The sequence below is a fragment of the Dysgonomonas sp. Marseille-P4677 genome (assembly GCF_016652235.1).
Taxonomy (GTDB): Bacteria; Bacteroidota; Bacteroidia; order Bacteroidales; family Dysgonomonadaceae; genus Dysgonomonas.
In genome coordinates this window covers 1-15,593 of sequence record NZ_JAEPKU010000099.1, presented here as the reverse complement: position 1 = coordinate 15,593, position 15,593 = coordinate 1, and the positions used below count along the sequence as shown (strand labels likewise).

The 15,593-nt window shown below is 34.8% G+C and carries 15 protein-coding genes; 4 read left to right on the top strand and 11 right to left on the bottom strand.

The window, feature by feature from the left end:
* Nucleotides 1-317: 317 nt before the first annotated feature.
* The 6 genes from JGH11_RS14690 to JGH11_RS14665 form a co-directional block, all read right to left on the bottom strand.
* The gene (locus tag JGH11_RS14690) at nt 318-740 is read right to left on the bottom strand and encodes a DUF3788 family protein (protein ID WP_201113065.1); all 423 of its coding nucleotides are present in this window, start codon (nt 738-740) and stop codon (nt 318-320) included.
* A 60-nt stretch (nt 741-800) separates the two neighbouring features.
* On the bottom strand, nt 801-1,277 hold the full coding sequence (locus tag JGH11_RS14685; RefSeq protein WP_201113064.1) for a YdeI/OmpD-associated family protein: 477 nt from the start codon (nt 1,275-1,277) through the stop codon (nt 801-803).
* Nucleotides 1,278-1,355: 78 nt separating this feature from the next.
* Complete coding sequence (locus JGH11_RS14680) at nt 1,356-1,829, bottom strand: GyrI-like domain-containing protein (protein WP_201113063.1); 474 nt, start codon at nt 1,827-1,829, stop codon at nt 1,356-1,358.
* Complete coding sequence (locus tag JGH11_RS14675; RefSeq protein WP_201113062.1) at nt 1,826-2,758, bottom strand: YafY family protein; 933 nt, start codon at nt 2,756-2,758, stop codon at nt 1,826-1,828. The genes JGH11_RS14680 and JGH11_RS14675 overlap by 4 nt, the downstream gene beginning before the upstream one ends.
* Nucleotides 2,759-2,883: 125 nt before the next feature.
* Nucleotides 2,884-3,312 carry a VOC family protein gene (locus JGH11_RS14670; protein WP_201113061.1) on the bottom strand — a complete coding sequence of 143 codons (429 nt, stop codon included), beginning with the start codon at nt 3,310-3,312 and terminating at the stop codon, nt 2,884-2,886.
* A gap of 670 nt (nt 3,313-3,982) precedes the next feature.
* On the bottom strand, nt 3,983-4,294 hold the full coding sequence (locus JGH11_RS14665; protein ID WP_370567604.1) for an RHS repeat domain-containing protein: 312 nt from the start codon (nt 4,292-4,294) through the stop codon (nt 3,983-3,985).
* 809 nt (nt 4,295-5,103) lie between these two features.
* Here JGH11_RS14665 and JGH11_RS14660 point away from each other — a divergent pair.
* From JGH11_RS14660 to abc-f, 3 genes are all read left to right on the top strand, one after another.
* Nucleotides 5,104-6,672 (top strand): tetratricopeptide repeat protein, encoded by a 1,569-nt coding sequence (locus tag JGH11_RS14660; RefSeq protein WP_236264006.1) that lies wholly within the window; start codon nt 5,104-5,106, stop codon nt 6,670-6,672.
* A 186-nt stretch (nt 6,673-6,858) separates the two neighbouring features.
* Nucleotides 6,859-7,293 carry a DUF3244 domain-containing protein gene (locus JGH11_RS14655; protein ID WP_201113058.1) on the top strand — a complete coding sequence of 145 codons (435 nt, stop codon included), beginning with the start codon at nt 6,859-6,861 and terminating at the stop codon, nt 7,291-7,293.
* A 372-nt stretch (nt 7,294-7,665) separates the two neighbouring features.
* Entirely contained in the window at nt 7,666-9,252 is a 1,587-nt protein-coding gene (abc-f, locus tag JGH11_RS14650; protein ID WP_201113056.1) for a ribosomal protection-like ABC-F family protein, read from the top strand.
* A gap of 111 nt (nt 9,253-9,363) precedes the next feature.
* Here the strand turns inward: abc-f and JGH11_RS14645 are convergent, their stop codons facing one another.
* The 3 genes from JGH11_RS14645 to JGH11_RS14635 are packed head-to-tail and all read right to left on the bottom strand — an operon-like array spanning nt 9,364 to nt 12,444.
* Nucleotides 9,364-11,421 carry a hypothetical protein gene (locus tag JGH11_RS14645; protein ID WP_201113054.1) on the bottom strand — a complete coding sequence of 686 codons (2,058 nt, stop codon included), beginning with the start codon at nt 11,419-11,421 and terminating at the stop codon, nt 9,364-9,366.
* 7 nt (nt 11,422-11,428) lie between these two features.
* Nucleotides 11,429-11,899 carry a hypothetical protein gene (locus tag JGH11_RS14640; protein WP_201113052.1) on the bottom strand — a complete coding sequence of 157 codons (471 nt, stop codon included), beginning with the start codon at nt 11,897-11,899 and terminating at the stop codon, nt 11,429-11,431.
* On the bottom strand, nt 11,896-12,444 hold the full coding sequence (locus JGH11_RS14635; protein ID WP_201113050.1) for a hypothetical protein: 549 nt from the start codon (nt 12,442-12,444) through the stop codon (nt 11,896-11,898). The genes JGH11_RS14640 and JGH11_RS14635 overlap by 4 nt, the downstream gene beginning before the upstream one ends.
* A gap of 479 nt (nt 12,445-12,923) precedes the next feature.
* Between JGH11_RS14635 and JGH11_RS14630 the strand changes: the two genes are divergently transcribed.
* Complete coding sequence (locus JGH11_RS14630) at nt 12,924-13,421, top strand: DUF6246 family protein (RefSeq protein ID WP_201113048.1); 498 nt, start codon at nt 12,924-12,926, stop codon at nt 13,419-13,421.
* Nucleotides 13,422-13,541: 120 nt separating this feature from the next.
* Here the strand turns inward: JGH11_RS14630 and JGH11_RS14625 are convergent, their stop codons facing one another.
* Nucleotides 13,542-14,234 carry a hypothetical protein gene (locus JGH11_RS14625; protein ID WP_201113046.1) on the bottom strand — a complete coding sequence of 231 codons (693 nt, stop codon included), beginning with the start codon at nt 14,232-14,234 and terminating at the stop codon, nt 13,542-13,544.
* A gap of 151 nt (nt 14,235-14,385) precedes the next feature.
* Nucleotides 14,386-15,402 carry a fasciclin domain-containing protein gene (locus JGH11_RS14620; RefSeq protein WP_201113044.1) on the bottom strand — a complete coding sequence of 339 codons (1,017 nt, stop codon included), beginning with the start codon at nt 15,400-15,402 and terminating at the stop codon, nt 14,386-14,388.
* Nucleotides 15,403-15,593: the final 191 nt, after the last annotated feature.

Here is a 15,593-nt window from a genome sequence, read left to right as displayed (position 1 = left end):
GATTATTAGTATTATATATAAGTTAAAAAAGGAATTTATCCATTTTTCTATAAATGAGGATGGGGTGTTGAAATGCACTGTATTTCCTTAAGAAAACAGAGAGGTGAAAATTGTTATAAGCTTTCTTGTTTTCTTCTTTTTTATCTTCTTTCAGATATGAGGTATATATAGGAGAAACATTTATTCTCCAATGAGTAAATTAATAGTTGTTCGTGCAATTAATAATAGGGGGAATGGAGCCCCAAAAAATAATATTATTCTGTGATTATTTTCCTTAAGAGTTTGGCAAAAGATTATTTGATAATGAAAAAGGAGAGTTACCCTTTTTTGAAAAGTATGATTGTAAATATATCAGTAAGTTGACTGCTTTCGTTTACATTAATTAGCATTGGAATAAGTTTTCCAACAGATTTTGCTGTACAGAATTCCTCTTTTATTTTCTCGGAAATATCTAATGCTGAAATTGCTTCAAGATGCTTTTCGGTAAAAAAGAAGCTTGTTTTGAAAAATCCGTTCCAGACAGAAAGCCAGAGAATAGTTTTTTTCTTATGCACCAGTTTACCAAGCCAAGCTTTACCATCGTTATAAAATCTCCATTCAATGGTCAAGCCGTATTTCTCATTTGTAACCGTTTCTATAAACGACTCTAATACATTGTAAACACTATTTCCAAGTGCATTCCTCAACACTTCATTCGAAGGAAATATTTCGGGATCTCGTAGCAACATTTGTACTTCCATATTTACTATTTTTATTAATGAAAATTTATTCTTGAGTTGGGTAGTTCTTGAATTGGAACTCTAATAAAATTTTTCTCCTTTTTGTACCATAATTATGGTTTTGGCAATGCGATTCACTTTGGTTTCTTCTGTTTTTGCCGAATTAATCCAATTTATGAATGCTTTTTTCTGCCCATCTGTATAAGTTTCAAACTTTTCTAAAACTCCATCTTCATACTCCATAGACAAAAGTAATTCTTCGGGTGTTATCAATGGTGTTCTATCTTCATAGATGGTAATGTGTACCGAATCGGGAGCTTGTTTTTTTATTTTCTTTCTTATTTCCGACTTAACAGCCAAGCCAAGATGTCCGTTTCCAAGAGGCATCAAGTGTCCATTAGAGAACTCATAATCATCTATTTTCCCCTTTACTTTCAGCATCCCAAAAGATGTTTTGGGCATAGGTATCTCGGGTATTTCGACAAAAGTCCATCCTCCCTTTCCTTCGGTTTTAAATAGAAGATAGTCTTTATCAACTAAAGGCTTTTCTGATTTCATATTTAAAAATATGAATGTAAATAGCTGCATCAAATAAAGATACAGCTATTTAGTTGTTAAAATATAAATATCATTAATTTACTTCACAGGAATGCATAGATCTACTATCCAAGGTGCATCAGGATCTTGAGTATCGCCTGTACAACTTACATACAGTTCATAATGATCCCTCATATCACATTCATAACCTTTTTCGTTTAAAACGTCATATACCTTTTCCCATGCTTCTTTATATTCGCTCATGTTTACTTCCACCTGCATTACAAAATATTTGCCTCCGCTTATTGTGTAATGTTGCATTCCTTCGCCGGGTTCAATGCCTGAAAGATTTTCGAGACATGCTTGCGAACGCAATTTTTCAGCCGGGGTATGCATCGGGTCGTCATGATAAACACCTGCCATTTTAGGAGAAGCGGCCCAAAGGTTGTTTGCTCCGGCCCATGCTCCAAGTTTTTCAAATGCTCCGCATATACCGGAATACTCGCCAAGGTGTAATATTGCAATCGTTTTAATAGGTTCGAGGTTTTTAATTTCAGTATTGTTAATTTTCATAAGTCTAAGTTTTTAATAATTTGTTTCATAATATCTTTTACTTCTATAGGACTAATCACTGTTGTAGTGTCGGCATTAGCCAATACCCACCTGCCTAAAGTTTCAAGTGAATAAGTCATAAATGTTTGTTCTATCCGCCCGTTTGCAAGCTCTTTTTCTTCGATCAATCCCATAAAATAACATCTGTCTGCATGATATCTGGATATTTCTTTACTTGTATGTAAGATAACTTCCTGAAGGCATTGGGGTTCATCGTTCCCAAGAAGGGATTCTAACGGTGGATGAACTTTGGTGTGTTTATCGCCGCTTGTCTTGATATTGCTAATGCGGTCGAGTCTAAACATTCGGTATTCTTTGCGCATGTGACACCAAGCTGAAAGATACCAACGAGGGTGTGAATAAGTGATGCCAACTGCCTCCAATGCTCTTTTACTTTTATTTTCGTCTGCATTGGTATAATCGATCTCAATAATTAACTTGTCATTTATACTATTTAATATTGTTTGCAACAAGTTGGGTAAACTTTCTCCGGTATTTCGGCTTTTATACACAGCGATGGTATCTCCCATATCGTGAAGATATTTTTTATCCACCGCTCGCAATGCAGCTCGGATTTTATCCATCCCTTGGCGAAAGTAGTTACTGTTTTGAGTATCGGTCAGTTGCTCTATAATTTTTTCGGCAGTGAGAAATGCTATCGCCTCTTCTTTGGAGAACATTAGTGAAGGTAGCCTGTAACCTTCGACCAAAGAGTAACCGACCCCCGAATTGCCGCATATAGGTACTCCAGCTTCCGATAGGGTACGCATATCTCTATAGATAGTACGCAAACTTACCCCGAAACGTTCAGCCATTTCCGATGATTTTACCACCGGACGTGATTGTAATTGTACTAAGAGTGCCGATATGCGGTCGAGTCGATTCATCATAGCGAGTTATGCTTCTTAGTTTGGAATCGCCCAAAGCACACCATAAAGGTCAATAACTTTGGCAAGTTCACATTATATTGTCTGTGCATCGATACATAGCTTCGCATGAACTTCATCGGGTCGAGTTATTGATTTTCACAATATAGTATTGCCCAAAGCACACCGTAACGGTCAACAACCTCGGCATAGCGTCTTGCGAAAAAAGCTTCAGCAAGTTCGCATTGAATTTCTTGTGCATCTGTACATAACTTCGCATAAACTTCTTCGGTTTGAGCTATCGATTCACACATGAGGGTCAGCATATGACCTCCTTTACCAAAATTACGTTCGTCGCTTGGTAAAGCATCAGCGAGGCTCATTGTTCCCCCCGGAAAATCAATACAGCAATGCATTATTTTTTGTTTGAAGTCGTTTGGAACTTCGGGCATGTCCGGCTGGGCAGGCATAGATTCGTAACGGTAGAAGTTTTCTATTTTACCTCCCAGGACATTGGCGTAGAAATTGGCAGCTTCTTCGGCCAATCCGTTGAAAACAAGATAAGATGTAAGTTTCATTTTGTGTGATATTTATTGGTTTACATTGCAAATGTATATCATCGGAATGACAACAGTATGTCAGCAACTTTTATATTTTTATAAAAAACTTTACAAGTTAGCTATCTCGGTATCCGTTCTAAAGTATGATTACAATAAAACACGTAAACTAATGAACAGACAAGATAAACAAATAATCATTTAATTCTGTAATATCTTATTTCAAAACTTTATTTTCCTTACAATTGATAGAAAAAAACGACCATTAATTTCAGGTTTTCGGGTACATGTACTCCCGACCTTTTGGAGTGCTTTATGAAGAAGTTTACTCTGATAATGAGGCAAGACGCAATCTTTATCACTGTGGAAAATCCGAAAAGGTGGGTCTGTGGGATTAATAATATGTGGTGGTGGGGAACAAAACTATCCTGTTATCAAAACTGATATTAAAAATCCACCCCACTTTAGTTGCGGTTTTTTGTTTAGATACTCTACTATCGTAGATCATTGTATTATCTTTCGTATGTACTCAATCTTCTTCTGGATTTTCTCCTTTCATTCCCGTAGGATCAATATACTTCATTGGTTCTGGAAGGTATATACATATGTACTAATATTCGTATACTTCTCCTGTAACGGGAGCAGATATCCACACGCTCGTTCTCGGATCATAATACCTAGCTCCATAATACTACAAACCTGTTTCTTTATCCAACTCTTTGGCATTGAAGAGATATGGAGTATTCCAACGGTTATTGCTTTCTTCTATAAAGACTTCTCCAAACGGAACATACTCTATATGCTGAACTATTTCGCCGTCTAAATTAGTAATTAGGGACGAACTACCCAAATGATCGGAATGATAATAATTCTGGAACAATTCAGGATTGTCATTTTGGCTAGGGTTAAACGATCTGGTTTTCGGTGTGTTGTCACAGCAGAAACCTTGTCCGTTTACATAGTAATCATTTGATTCGTTTATATTGCTGAATTTGATAGACAACTGTTGGTAAATAAAGCCTGCTGAAACAGGGTTTATAATTCAATGGTATATGGTTTGCCTATAGATAAAATACTTTGAAAATCAATTGAGAGATTTCTTATGCTAGATTCTTATTAAATTTATTCTAAAGTATAGGCTATATGTTAAATAAGGGCTCTTTACTTTCGTAAGAAGTCCGATGTCATTTGGGTATACAGATACAGATGGATAACTCTTGCTTTATTAAGAGCAGCTAGATTCTTCGATGTCGTTTTATTTAAATTTTTATTCAAAATAAACACAAGAGTTCCGATCTGCTATTTTATTTGTTAAGGTCGAAAGAAGTATAATATATTCATAGGCTGTGAAAATTAAATAATATTAAGGTTGTTTGTAAATTGAAAGAATGAAGATAAATGATGAAAAATATATCTGAAACAGATATAATGTTAATATAAAGTTTGCTTACCTTAATGACTTGTAAATAAGTTGAGTGATAAATGTTAATATAAGATTTATGATGCAGTGTAAAAAGGAAAAACCATATTCCTTTTATTTATATTAGTTTCTCTACCAAATAAAACTTGTCTCTATACTTGTTTTATGTATTTTTTTTATAAATTTAGTTTGTTTTAGGGTAATGAAGCAATTATTGACACTTACAAACTAACGACCTATCACAGGCTGTTTTTAATACTTTTTTTGATATTATCATTTCAAACTTATATTTCTATACTATTATGAGATATTATCTTTTTATCCTAATTTTCCTTTTATTTCTGATTTCCTGCAATCAAAGAAGCTATAGAGAAGATTTGGTACTTGATCAGATGGGCGAACTGATACGTCAGAATCCTGATAGTGCATTGCAAATTCTAAATACTTTAGATATCAGCCCTCTCGATGAATATAACAGTAACTTATATATGCTTCGCCTGATTCAATGTAGAGACAGGCTGAATAAAGATATTTCGAAAGATAATGAGATAATAGATGTATATCATTATTTTAAAAATAACACATCATCGAGATATATCGGACTATCTGCCTATTATATTGGACGGGTAATGCATAAAAATAAAGAATATCAGAAAGCTGTTGATTACTATAATATTGCAGAATCGTTGGCCATTAAAGATAAGAATAATAAACTCTTTAATATGATCCTATATTCAAAAGGGGAATTGATGTTGAATCAATTATTGTTTGGAGAAGCTAAACTTAAATTTGCTCAAGCCAATAAGCTGTTTCGAGAAGCAGGAGAGTACAGGCTTGAGATAACAAGTTATAATAATCTTGCTTCTACATATCTATACGAATTGCAATATGATTCGTCTCTTTATTATTACGATAAAGCTATAGAGCTTGCCATCAGGCATAACGATCGTGTGGAGGAAGCATATGGGTTAAAAGATAAAGGTGTTGTTTATTACGATAAAGGTGAGTATAAAGATGCTATTTATTATCTGAATAAAGCGAAAATAACAGATAGTATAGTTATTAAATCGGGAAAGGTCGATTTGATCCTATCTAACGTTTATCTGAAAATGAATAATATGGACTCTATGGCCTATTATGCGAAAAATAGTCTGGTTTGGGTAGAAAAGGAAAATATAGAATGTGTAAGAATGTTGTCGAGTGTTTATGCTTTATTATCCAAGATGGAAGAAAAAAACGGAAAATATAAAGATGCTCTTGATTATCATAAATCATACAGTAAATATCTGGCAAAAGTTTTAAAAGAATCGAAAGTAGAAGCCATAATAGATGCAGAACAAAAATATAAATATAAGGCAGCACAGAAGGAAATAACCAGGCTGTCGTTGAATGCGGCTGAAAAAAGGAATGTAATATTAGGATTATCTATAGTTTTTCTGGTTGTAATCATTGTTTTTATCTGGAGAGATGTCAGAAAGAAACAGAAACTATCAAAAGCCCAGGAAGAAATATTGAATCTTACGGATATTTTAGAAGTTGAAAAGCAATCGCAAAAATCACTAAAAGACTATTATGTCTATTACTTTAATATATTGAAAAGGGCTGCTTCTTTAGAATATTTTGTTCGTGAAACCAATAATAAGCAAGGTCGGGCTCTCATTAAAAAGTTTAACGAAATTGCTTATGGACAAGACAGTATCGATTGGGATATTTTATACAATACTGCAAATGATAAGGTTGACGGACGTTTGGATAAATTAAGAATCAGTTTTCCTATATTAGATGATATCGAATATAAAATATGCAGTTTGATATATGCGGATATGGGAGTACAAGAGATTGCGGTCGTGCTCGATTTTAAAGTTACTACAGTTAATATGAGAATGACATCTATTCGAAAAAAATTAGGTGTAGAGAGGTATGGCAAACTTTCAGATTTTCTTTCATCCCGCATCCAATAATTTATAATTTTCACCTTGGTTGACCATTAAAAATTTATATTAACATTTTGTAAATAATACATTCTTAATTAGTTATGTTTATTGAAGTTTATATTAACATTTATGTGCATCTTAATACGGATTAAAACACTCTATTTTTGTGTCAATCGAAATTCAAGGGGTACATCTAATATAAAACAACTGGTTATGAAAAAAGTGAAACTTGTCTTTATCTTCCTTACTCTATCTGTTATTGTTAGTTCTTCTCTTTTACTGAATGCTGCAAATATAAAAGAATTATATCTGAAAGAAGTAGCTGTAGACAGCTTTGACAATCCTGATGATAAAAAAGACGACGTTGAAAGAGCGATAGAATTGTCTTCTATGCTAAGAACACTCAACCCTAACCCTATAAAAATGTATCAGGGATATAATTATCTGAGAATTACTCATAAACAAGATGGAGAATTTATAACTGTAAACATTCTGGATGATAAAGGTGCCACTTGTTATAGCAAGGCTATCAGTCGTTCAGCCTTATCAGAATGGTATATCGATACTACACATATTCTTTCGGCAGGAAAATATACGGTTATTCTTACAACCGATAACGGCAATTTTGTAGGCTATTTGGAAAAATAGCCTTGTTTTATAACCTTTTTAAGGATCAAGTAGATAAAATATTTTGAAGATAAAAATACTATTACTAATTTTACGTCCATAAACATATAACTACTCCAATGAGAATTTGAGTTTACCTTTCTATACGAGTTTATTATTCAATTATTTAATTGAACCAGACAGTGCTTTCAATCTGTTCTTGGTATATTATATTCGAAAACATGTAATCAATTTTTTTAACGAACGACGAGTATTTATTTAGTAATACTTTTTCAGAAGTAGCTATCAGCAACATTTTTTTTGTTGTTTATGGCGCTATTATGATTATTGTATGTCGTTTGCTTCCCTGTGTTATATAAATACCAGTGTTAACTTTTTTATTTATTAAAGATTATGTGTATTTCAGTACAACAAATAACATATATTCATCCCGACAAAGAAATTCTTTTTCACGATCTCAGTTTTTCTATAAATAAAGGTCAGAAAATAGCTTTGGTGGGAAATAATGGGGTAGGGAAGTCCACCCTGTTGCAAATAATGAGTGGTAAATTATCTATTTCTTCGGGTGAGATTATTTGCTCTTCCCCGCCATATTATATACCTCAGCATTTTGGGCAGTACAATAATATGAGTGTTGCCGAGGCTTTGCAAATAGAAGACAAAATAAATGCCTTGCAAGCTATACTCAATGGTGATGCCTCTGTTGATAACTTTACTTTGCTTGCTGACGATTGGGCGATAGAAGAACGTTCGCTTGCAGCCCTATCTTCATGGGGCCTGGAGCATATTTCCTTATCCTCATCTTTGAACGATCTTAGCGGAGGCGAAAAAACTAAAGTATTTCTTGCGGGTATAGACATCCATCAACCTGAACTTATTCTTATGGACGAACCTACAAATCATCTGGACTATCTTAGCCGGGAGAAACTGTATAATTCCATCGCCTTGTCTCGTGCAACAATTATTGTTGTCAGCCACGATCGTACATTGTTGAATCAACTATCCGAGATCTACGAACTGAGTAGAAACAGCATGTCTTATTATGCAGGCAATTACGAATTTTACAAAGAGCAAAAAGAAATAGAACTGAATTCGTTGCAAGCAAGACTCGACGAGAAAGAAAAAGAATTGCGACAGGCTCGTAAAACAGCTCGCGAAACTATCGAACGTAGTCAAAAACGTGATGCCCGCAATAAAAAAAAGGAGGCTAAAAGCGGTATACCACGCATCACGATTAATACTCTAAAAAACAAGGCCGAAAAAAGCACATCGAAACTAAATGATGTACACGATCAGAAAATAGGTTTAATAGCCGAAAATATAGCTGAAATCAGGTCTGCACTGCCGGATAAGAAATCGATGAAAACCGATTTTAACACATCTTCTTTACATGTCGGTAAGATATTGGTAACGGCAAAGAATTTAAATTTTGGTTATGGTCCAATGTCTTTATGGAAAGAAGCCTTAAGTTTTCAGATTAAAAGTGGTGAGCGAATACTGATAAAAGGAGGAAACGGCAGTGGGAAAACTACTTTGCTAAAGCTTATAACCGGCAAGCTGCAACCAACTGAAGGTCAGATAATCCTTGCCGATTTTAAATATGTATTTCTCGATCAGGAATATTCGATAATCAACGATAATCTTACTGTTTTTGAACAAGTAAGGCAGTTTAGCAATCAACTGCAGGATCATGAAATCAAGACAATACTTAACCGATTCTTATTTTCTTACGAAACATGGAATAAAACATGTGACAAACTTAGTGGTGGCGAGAAAATGAAACTAGCTCTATGCTGTCTGATGGTGGGAGCCGATACTCCCGATGTTTTTATTTTGGACGAGCCTACCAATAATATTGATATTCGAAATATAGAAATACTTACTTCTACCATTCGAGAGTATAAAGGAACAGTTTTATTGGTTTCACACGATAGCTATTTTATCGATCAGATAGGTATCGATTATCAGTTGACGGTTTAATATAAATATAGTTGTAGATAGAAACGAATGTAAGGGCAATCACTAAAGATTACCCTTACAATAAATAACAGGTAGGTTTTACATTGTTTCTTTCAAAAGTAGGATAATAGTCTACTTGATGTTTGCATTGTACGAATCGGTGTAATGATACTTCATTTGCAAACTGAATAAGTCGTCTTTCGAATTATGTTTCACATTCATTTCGTCTATTATTACATACCTCTTTGTTGAAAGTTCATAGACAGCAATAGAAGAACTTATCTCTTTTAGCCATTCTGCCACCTCTGCTTTTATGGGGGAAGTCTGTACTATGAATTGTTCTGTTACCTCTTTATTAAATATCGACTCTATACGGCTGCTTATATTGAAGTCGGGCGTTTGAGTGCGGTAAAATGTATTTACACTTGATTTGAAATCTGTTTGCTCTGTTCCTCCAAAATTGAAAGAACTCCAACCTCCTAGCGAATTAAGAAACGCAAAGTCGTTTACTTTATACAAGCACGAAGGCAGTATGTTGTATACAAGCGGTTCGCTGATTGCTCTACCGTTTCGCCACAAGCAAGCTTTTACGATACCTGCATTCGGATATTTTTCTATTACGGCATCTATATTCAGACATATTGTATTTACTACTCCAAATTTGGACTTGTCCCGTATTCCGAGTGTCTGGCTGTTTAAATAACTCCCCGACTGCGTATATATCTTGTATTGTATACCCATGCGATGTTCAGGGTAGTTGATCTCAGTTTCATCGTTGCGGGTGGGATCGGATAGTATGAAATTAAAATACTGTTTTTGGTTTTTGATATGTGTAAGTATAGGCTGACGGGTCAAAGGCTTTATTACATTGTCGTCTTTGGTATCATATACATATTCGCTCAGATTGTTTGTCTCCAGATTACGGCAATAGCCTGTCAAAGAATGTAGTCTGTCGGAATAGTAGAAAGTATCGTGGTTGATGCCATCGAAACTTTTAGCTGTAAATCTGAAGCTTGTTTCAGTTCCGGTGTCGCACCAGTCATATCCTGAGTTAAGGAAACTGTCAGAATATTTGTTTTGATTAGCCCAAATAGTATTAACATCAAACCATAGAGGTTCTCCAGAATAAGTTTTCGATAAGGTAGTTATATAACTTCCCGATTCATTCGTATTCTGTTCTTCGTATTTAACATCCTTATACATATCTATTTGTATTTCGCAGTTTTCTTTACCTTCCAGTATTGAATCGCCGGGAGAGACTTCGTATAATTCTTCTTTCTTTTTAATAAAAAAATGGTTGATCTCAAACGAATCGAATGTATATGCCGATCCCTTTCCTTTAGGTGTGAGCCATATTATAGTTCCGTTTTTTACTTTTCCGTTTTCGATTACAGTAGGAATTGTAATGTGAAAATGGCTTCTGAGAAAGGAATTATTTATCATACATGCCCTGATATTTTCGGCAGTGACAGAATAATCTTTGTTTTTTGCGACAAAGAACGTTTCACTATTTACCTCACTTTCATCTATTGTTGCTTTTAGACTCTGAGGAGTCTTGGTAGCTGTGTCTACAAATTTTATCTCGGTTGTTTTATCGTTTACATCTGTACTTGTAACCTCGAGGCTAAGCCTTACAGTAGGTTTATTTGCTGTCGTTTTAGATAATATTATTGCTTTTTGATCAAATTCGATAAGTTCAAAATCATATTCGTAGCCTGTTCCCTTAGCTGTAAACAATATTGTTTTATTTTCCTCATTCTCAAGTACTAAATTATATTTCTCTTTGAAAAATGGGTTTTCGACCAAAGTATTCAATAGGCTTAGATATTGTTCTGTATTTCCATACATAAATTCCATGTTATAGAATGTATAATTTTTATCATCATATATATTATTGTCTATTGCTTCGATATTGCGTATAGTATCTGCTAAAAATCCATGTGGTCTACCCATAAAGTGATGAATTTTGCCTGAAGCTTTTTCTTTAATGGAAAAGGCTGAATAGTTGTAGAACACTTTTCTCTCATTCTGTCCTTCTCCTACGATCATAATATCGAACAATTTATTAAGTCTCAATTTTCCACTTATTGGCTTTTCTTTTCCCTCTATTGTTATAAAATTTGGATTTCCTGCCAGAGTTGTAACCGTAGGCTCGGTTATATTCGCTATTTCAGTTGTAATGTATCCCATGATTTTTTTAGTCAAAATATTTATTTAATTCGTCGGTTATGGCCTCAAAAAGCATATCAGCCCATTTGTTTTCAAATTGTTTTTCAATCTCCTCTTCCAGTGTAGCCAATATAGGCCGGCCTCTCTGCCCATCGCGCCAAATGGCTCTACTGATAAGAAATAGTGTACTATTATCGGAAGGAATGCCACGCGATAGCGCCCAATCTCTAAGAGCATCTATCGGAGGTTGCTTACCTTGTTTGGGTTTGCGCCCCTGTTCTATGTAGTTTACATAGTTGTCCAATAGGGTTTCGATTACTATCGATTCGCTGAGGTTGCGTATCTCCACTTTCACATTTCTAGCCATTGCGCTATCCTTCAGTGTATTTCTCCCTGTCTTCTGATTTACTCCAATGTTGTTGTCTCCGAGTACGATTTGCGATAGTCTGAGTACATCGTTTGCGATAGCTTCTACTACCTTACTTATCTCTTGGCTCATTGTTTTCTGGTTTTAATATCGAAGTCGGGCAACTTTTGATAGAAAATATCATTATTAGGCGTTGCCGAAACATCAAAGCTTTTCAGTATTTCGGCATCGTCAAACTCTTTCTCCACATCGAATTGCTCTTCTATTAAACACAGGTTTTGCATATTTACCTGAGTGAAATTTATCGAAAAACGGCAACCACACGAATTGTTGTCATAATATTCGCGTAAGGTGGTATATGTCCAGTCGGGACGGATACTGATTTCCGATAGAGGATTCTTTTTAATACGCTCTATTATATTCAGCCCAATGGAAAAAGCCAGATTTTGCAGGTGTGATATCGATTCTTCGGTGGTAGGTAGAAAAAGTATCGAGAAGTTGACCGAATTGGAGAATACATTATTCTCGTTGCGTCCATATACCGGATCTTCGAGCCAGAACAAAGGATGTGCTTCATTTCCACTGCCCAGCTCGTAATTGCGGTTGTAATAAAAAGCTTTAATGGTTTTGTGTTCTTGCGCCTGTTGACGGAAGATGTTTAAAATAGTCTTTATCATATCTATTGCTATAAAAGAAGTTTTATAGAATAGATAAAGTTTTATAAATTCGATGGATATACGTACATCATTTTTTGAGGTATTACTTTAGAATATAGGCTGATACTTCAAGGTTCAAGGCGTTAAGTTCTTATCGGATAATATGTTTGAGTAAATAATAAAAATTAACAAATTCTTATAAACATACAGGTTGTATGCGTTGTTATATTCCTTATCTGCAACAATCAATGTAGATGTTTTTTTATGTAAATATACAACAGAAATTTGTCTTTGACAGATTTCCCATAATTAACACAGATGGTTATGTATTCCACCCTTTGTCTATACAGAGGGTGTTTTTTTAAAGATACAAGATTTTTTTTGTAACATATTTTCACTTTATTTTATTAAAACATTAGAATGTTTGAAATAAAACATTATCTTTGCACTCGATTTTTTCAACTTTAAGCATAAATTAACTAAACAGAACAGCACAAATTATGAAAAAAATTAGCTTACTTTTATTAAGTGCACTTATGGCGGTATGTGTATTTACCTCTTGTAGCGAAGACGATGATGATAAGATTGTTGGAGTATGGAAGCATGAAGGTAGAGAGATTGCTGATGTAAAGGTAGAAGGGGATAATCAGGAAGCCATTGCCATTCTTAAAAATATAATAGAACATGGATATATAGGTCAGACTGTGACTTACGATTTCAAGAAAGATGGAACGTTTTTCCTGCAAGAAAAGTATGACGATGATGATTATGTTGATACTTGGGATGGTAAATATTGGTTTACTGATGATAAAATATCCTTATCTGATATTAATGGTTCAGATGTTGAATCATACTCATATTCGTTTGATGGTAAAAAAACGCTATATCTTTATGAAGATTATACAAGTGAATATGCAAATTTTCCAGTTGTTTTAGAGAATGGAGATGAAGTAGGTGTAGAAAAGCTTGTTGTTAGATATAAATACGTAAAACAATAATCTCATCAATATTATAATATAAAACGCTCGAATACGTTAGTTATTCGGGCGTTTCTGTTTTCATTCACCTTCTTACTTGTTTCTCAAACTTATATTGTTCTTCCTCGGCGCGAGCCTTATCTATCCTATAGAGGAGAAATCCGAAAACTTCGACAACTGTTTTTCGAGTGATTTGGTCAAATAAATATATCTTATCCTCTGCCAGATCGGCAATCGTTTTATACCACCCCCATTTATTACAAAAGTCTTTGTATCCTTTAGAAATTGGTCGGCCTGAGCCACTACCGTCGAATAATGGTGCAAAATCGCTTCTGACTCTTTCTTTCTGTGCAAAAAAAAAGCTACCAACGGCAATGCTTTGTCACAAGGCAAGTTGCGAAACATCTCTTTGCGAATAGCAGCCGTATCGGTATTGTAGCTTTCGCCCGCAGGCCGGCAAACAATGGCCAATGTTTCCGAAATCTTGGTATGGCTGTCACTGTTCATCGTATCTTCTATATCGATCCATTCGCCCAAAGTGAGTTTGTCGGAGAGGCTGATAAAATATTCTTTTCCATCTATGTTAACCTTTGTAGCGGGAGTAAAATCGGTGTCGTAAATAAATGAGATAGCATTAGACAATACGTCGAACAGTTGGGTAGGGGAGTCGAGCAATATTTCGTGGTCTATTTTGCAAATATCTGCTACCAGACGCACATATTCCATTTTATCTTCGGGTTTGTGCATAAACCATTTTTCGTAATCGGCAAGGCGTATGTCTTCCCAGCAGTCGGGCACAGATAGTTTCAGATCGTTCAATTCAATTTTTAGCATAAGGATTTATTTTAAGATATTACGGTCAGAGACCTGTTTTGTTTTATTCTCCTTATAGATAATTGTTTTGAAAACCGATATAAAAAAAAGCCCGGACAAGCTAACTTATCCGAGGCTCTTCAGAACTAATATAGAATAAATGGTGATGGTATCAGGCTTCCGGTTCTTCTGCACCATAATCGGCAGAAACAATGAAGCTGTTAGTGTTCTCTGCTTCAGGATTTACTTTCAGATATCCCGAATTTACTTTATCATTTTCGTCGATAACATCATCCCCATTTAGATCAGCTACCTTCAACGATCCTAGTTTCACGTCGTCTAAAGCTGTTTCGGTCTTATATTCAGGTGCATTGTCTATTTGTTCCTGAGTTGTAAATAATCCTGTAAGAAGATAGTTGTCACGAAGTGATGTTTTACCATCTTTCTCTACAGTATAATACAGATCCTCTGTTGTATAGTGGCTCAAAGTAGCCTTACCTTCAGCGTCGGTCATTACACTGTCTATCAGAGTGTAAGTAATATTTTCTCCTTCTTCTTTCATCGTGAAGAATTTGATTTTAGCATTCTCCGATGCTGCTTTTTCTTCAGCACCTTCAGTCCATTCTTCGTTGCCTTCGTATACTGTAAAGTTTTCGGTAAGAGCCGGAATATCAGCTTCAGGGATTACACTTTCTATTACATATATACTGCTTTTCCCGGCTTCTTCAGGGCTTGCTTCCATAAGTACCCCATTAACGTATATTTTTCCGTCTTTCGAATATACGGCAATAGGATCACCACTTATGCTTTGCAAAATAAGAGAGTCTGCCGGAGCATTAGCCAAATCGTATGTTCCTTTTACAATATGACGTTTGATGTTTTCTGCATTGATTACTTCAGTGTCGCCACCTTCTTGTCCTTCTTCAGTGTCTTTGTTCGAATCTGGGGCTGCTTCCTGATTTTTTACCGCAAATACAGTAATAGCCTCTTCACCTACATTAATGTCTTTTGCTTCCGACAATACCTTGGTGAAGTCTTCTACATTTTCCATTTCTCCTAATTTTTCAAGTACTACCTGCAATTCTGTTTTATTCACAGGGGGCATTACCGGATCATCGTCGTCACTACAAGATACGGCTGAAAATAACATTGTTAACGCTGCTAAACTTAGATAAAAAAACTTTTTCATAATAAACATTTTAAAAATAGAGTTTTAATAATAATTTATTTTATTACAATCAATATTACAGGCCCTTTAAGTAGCCTGGTGTTCAGTCTGCTTAATGCCGCAAATGTTTAATAGATGAAGTGTGTAGTGTATATTCTTTACAGAAAAGAATATCGAATTATTTTAATATAAAGTGTAGTTTCATAAAGAAT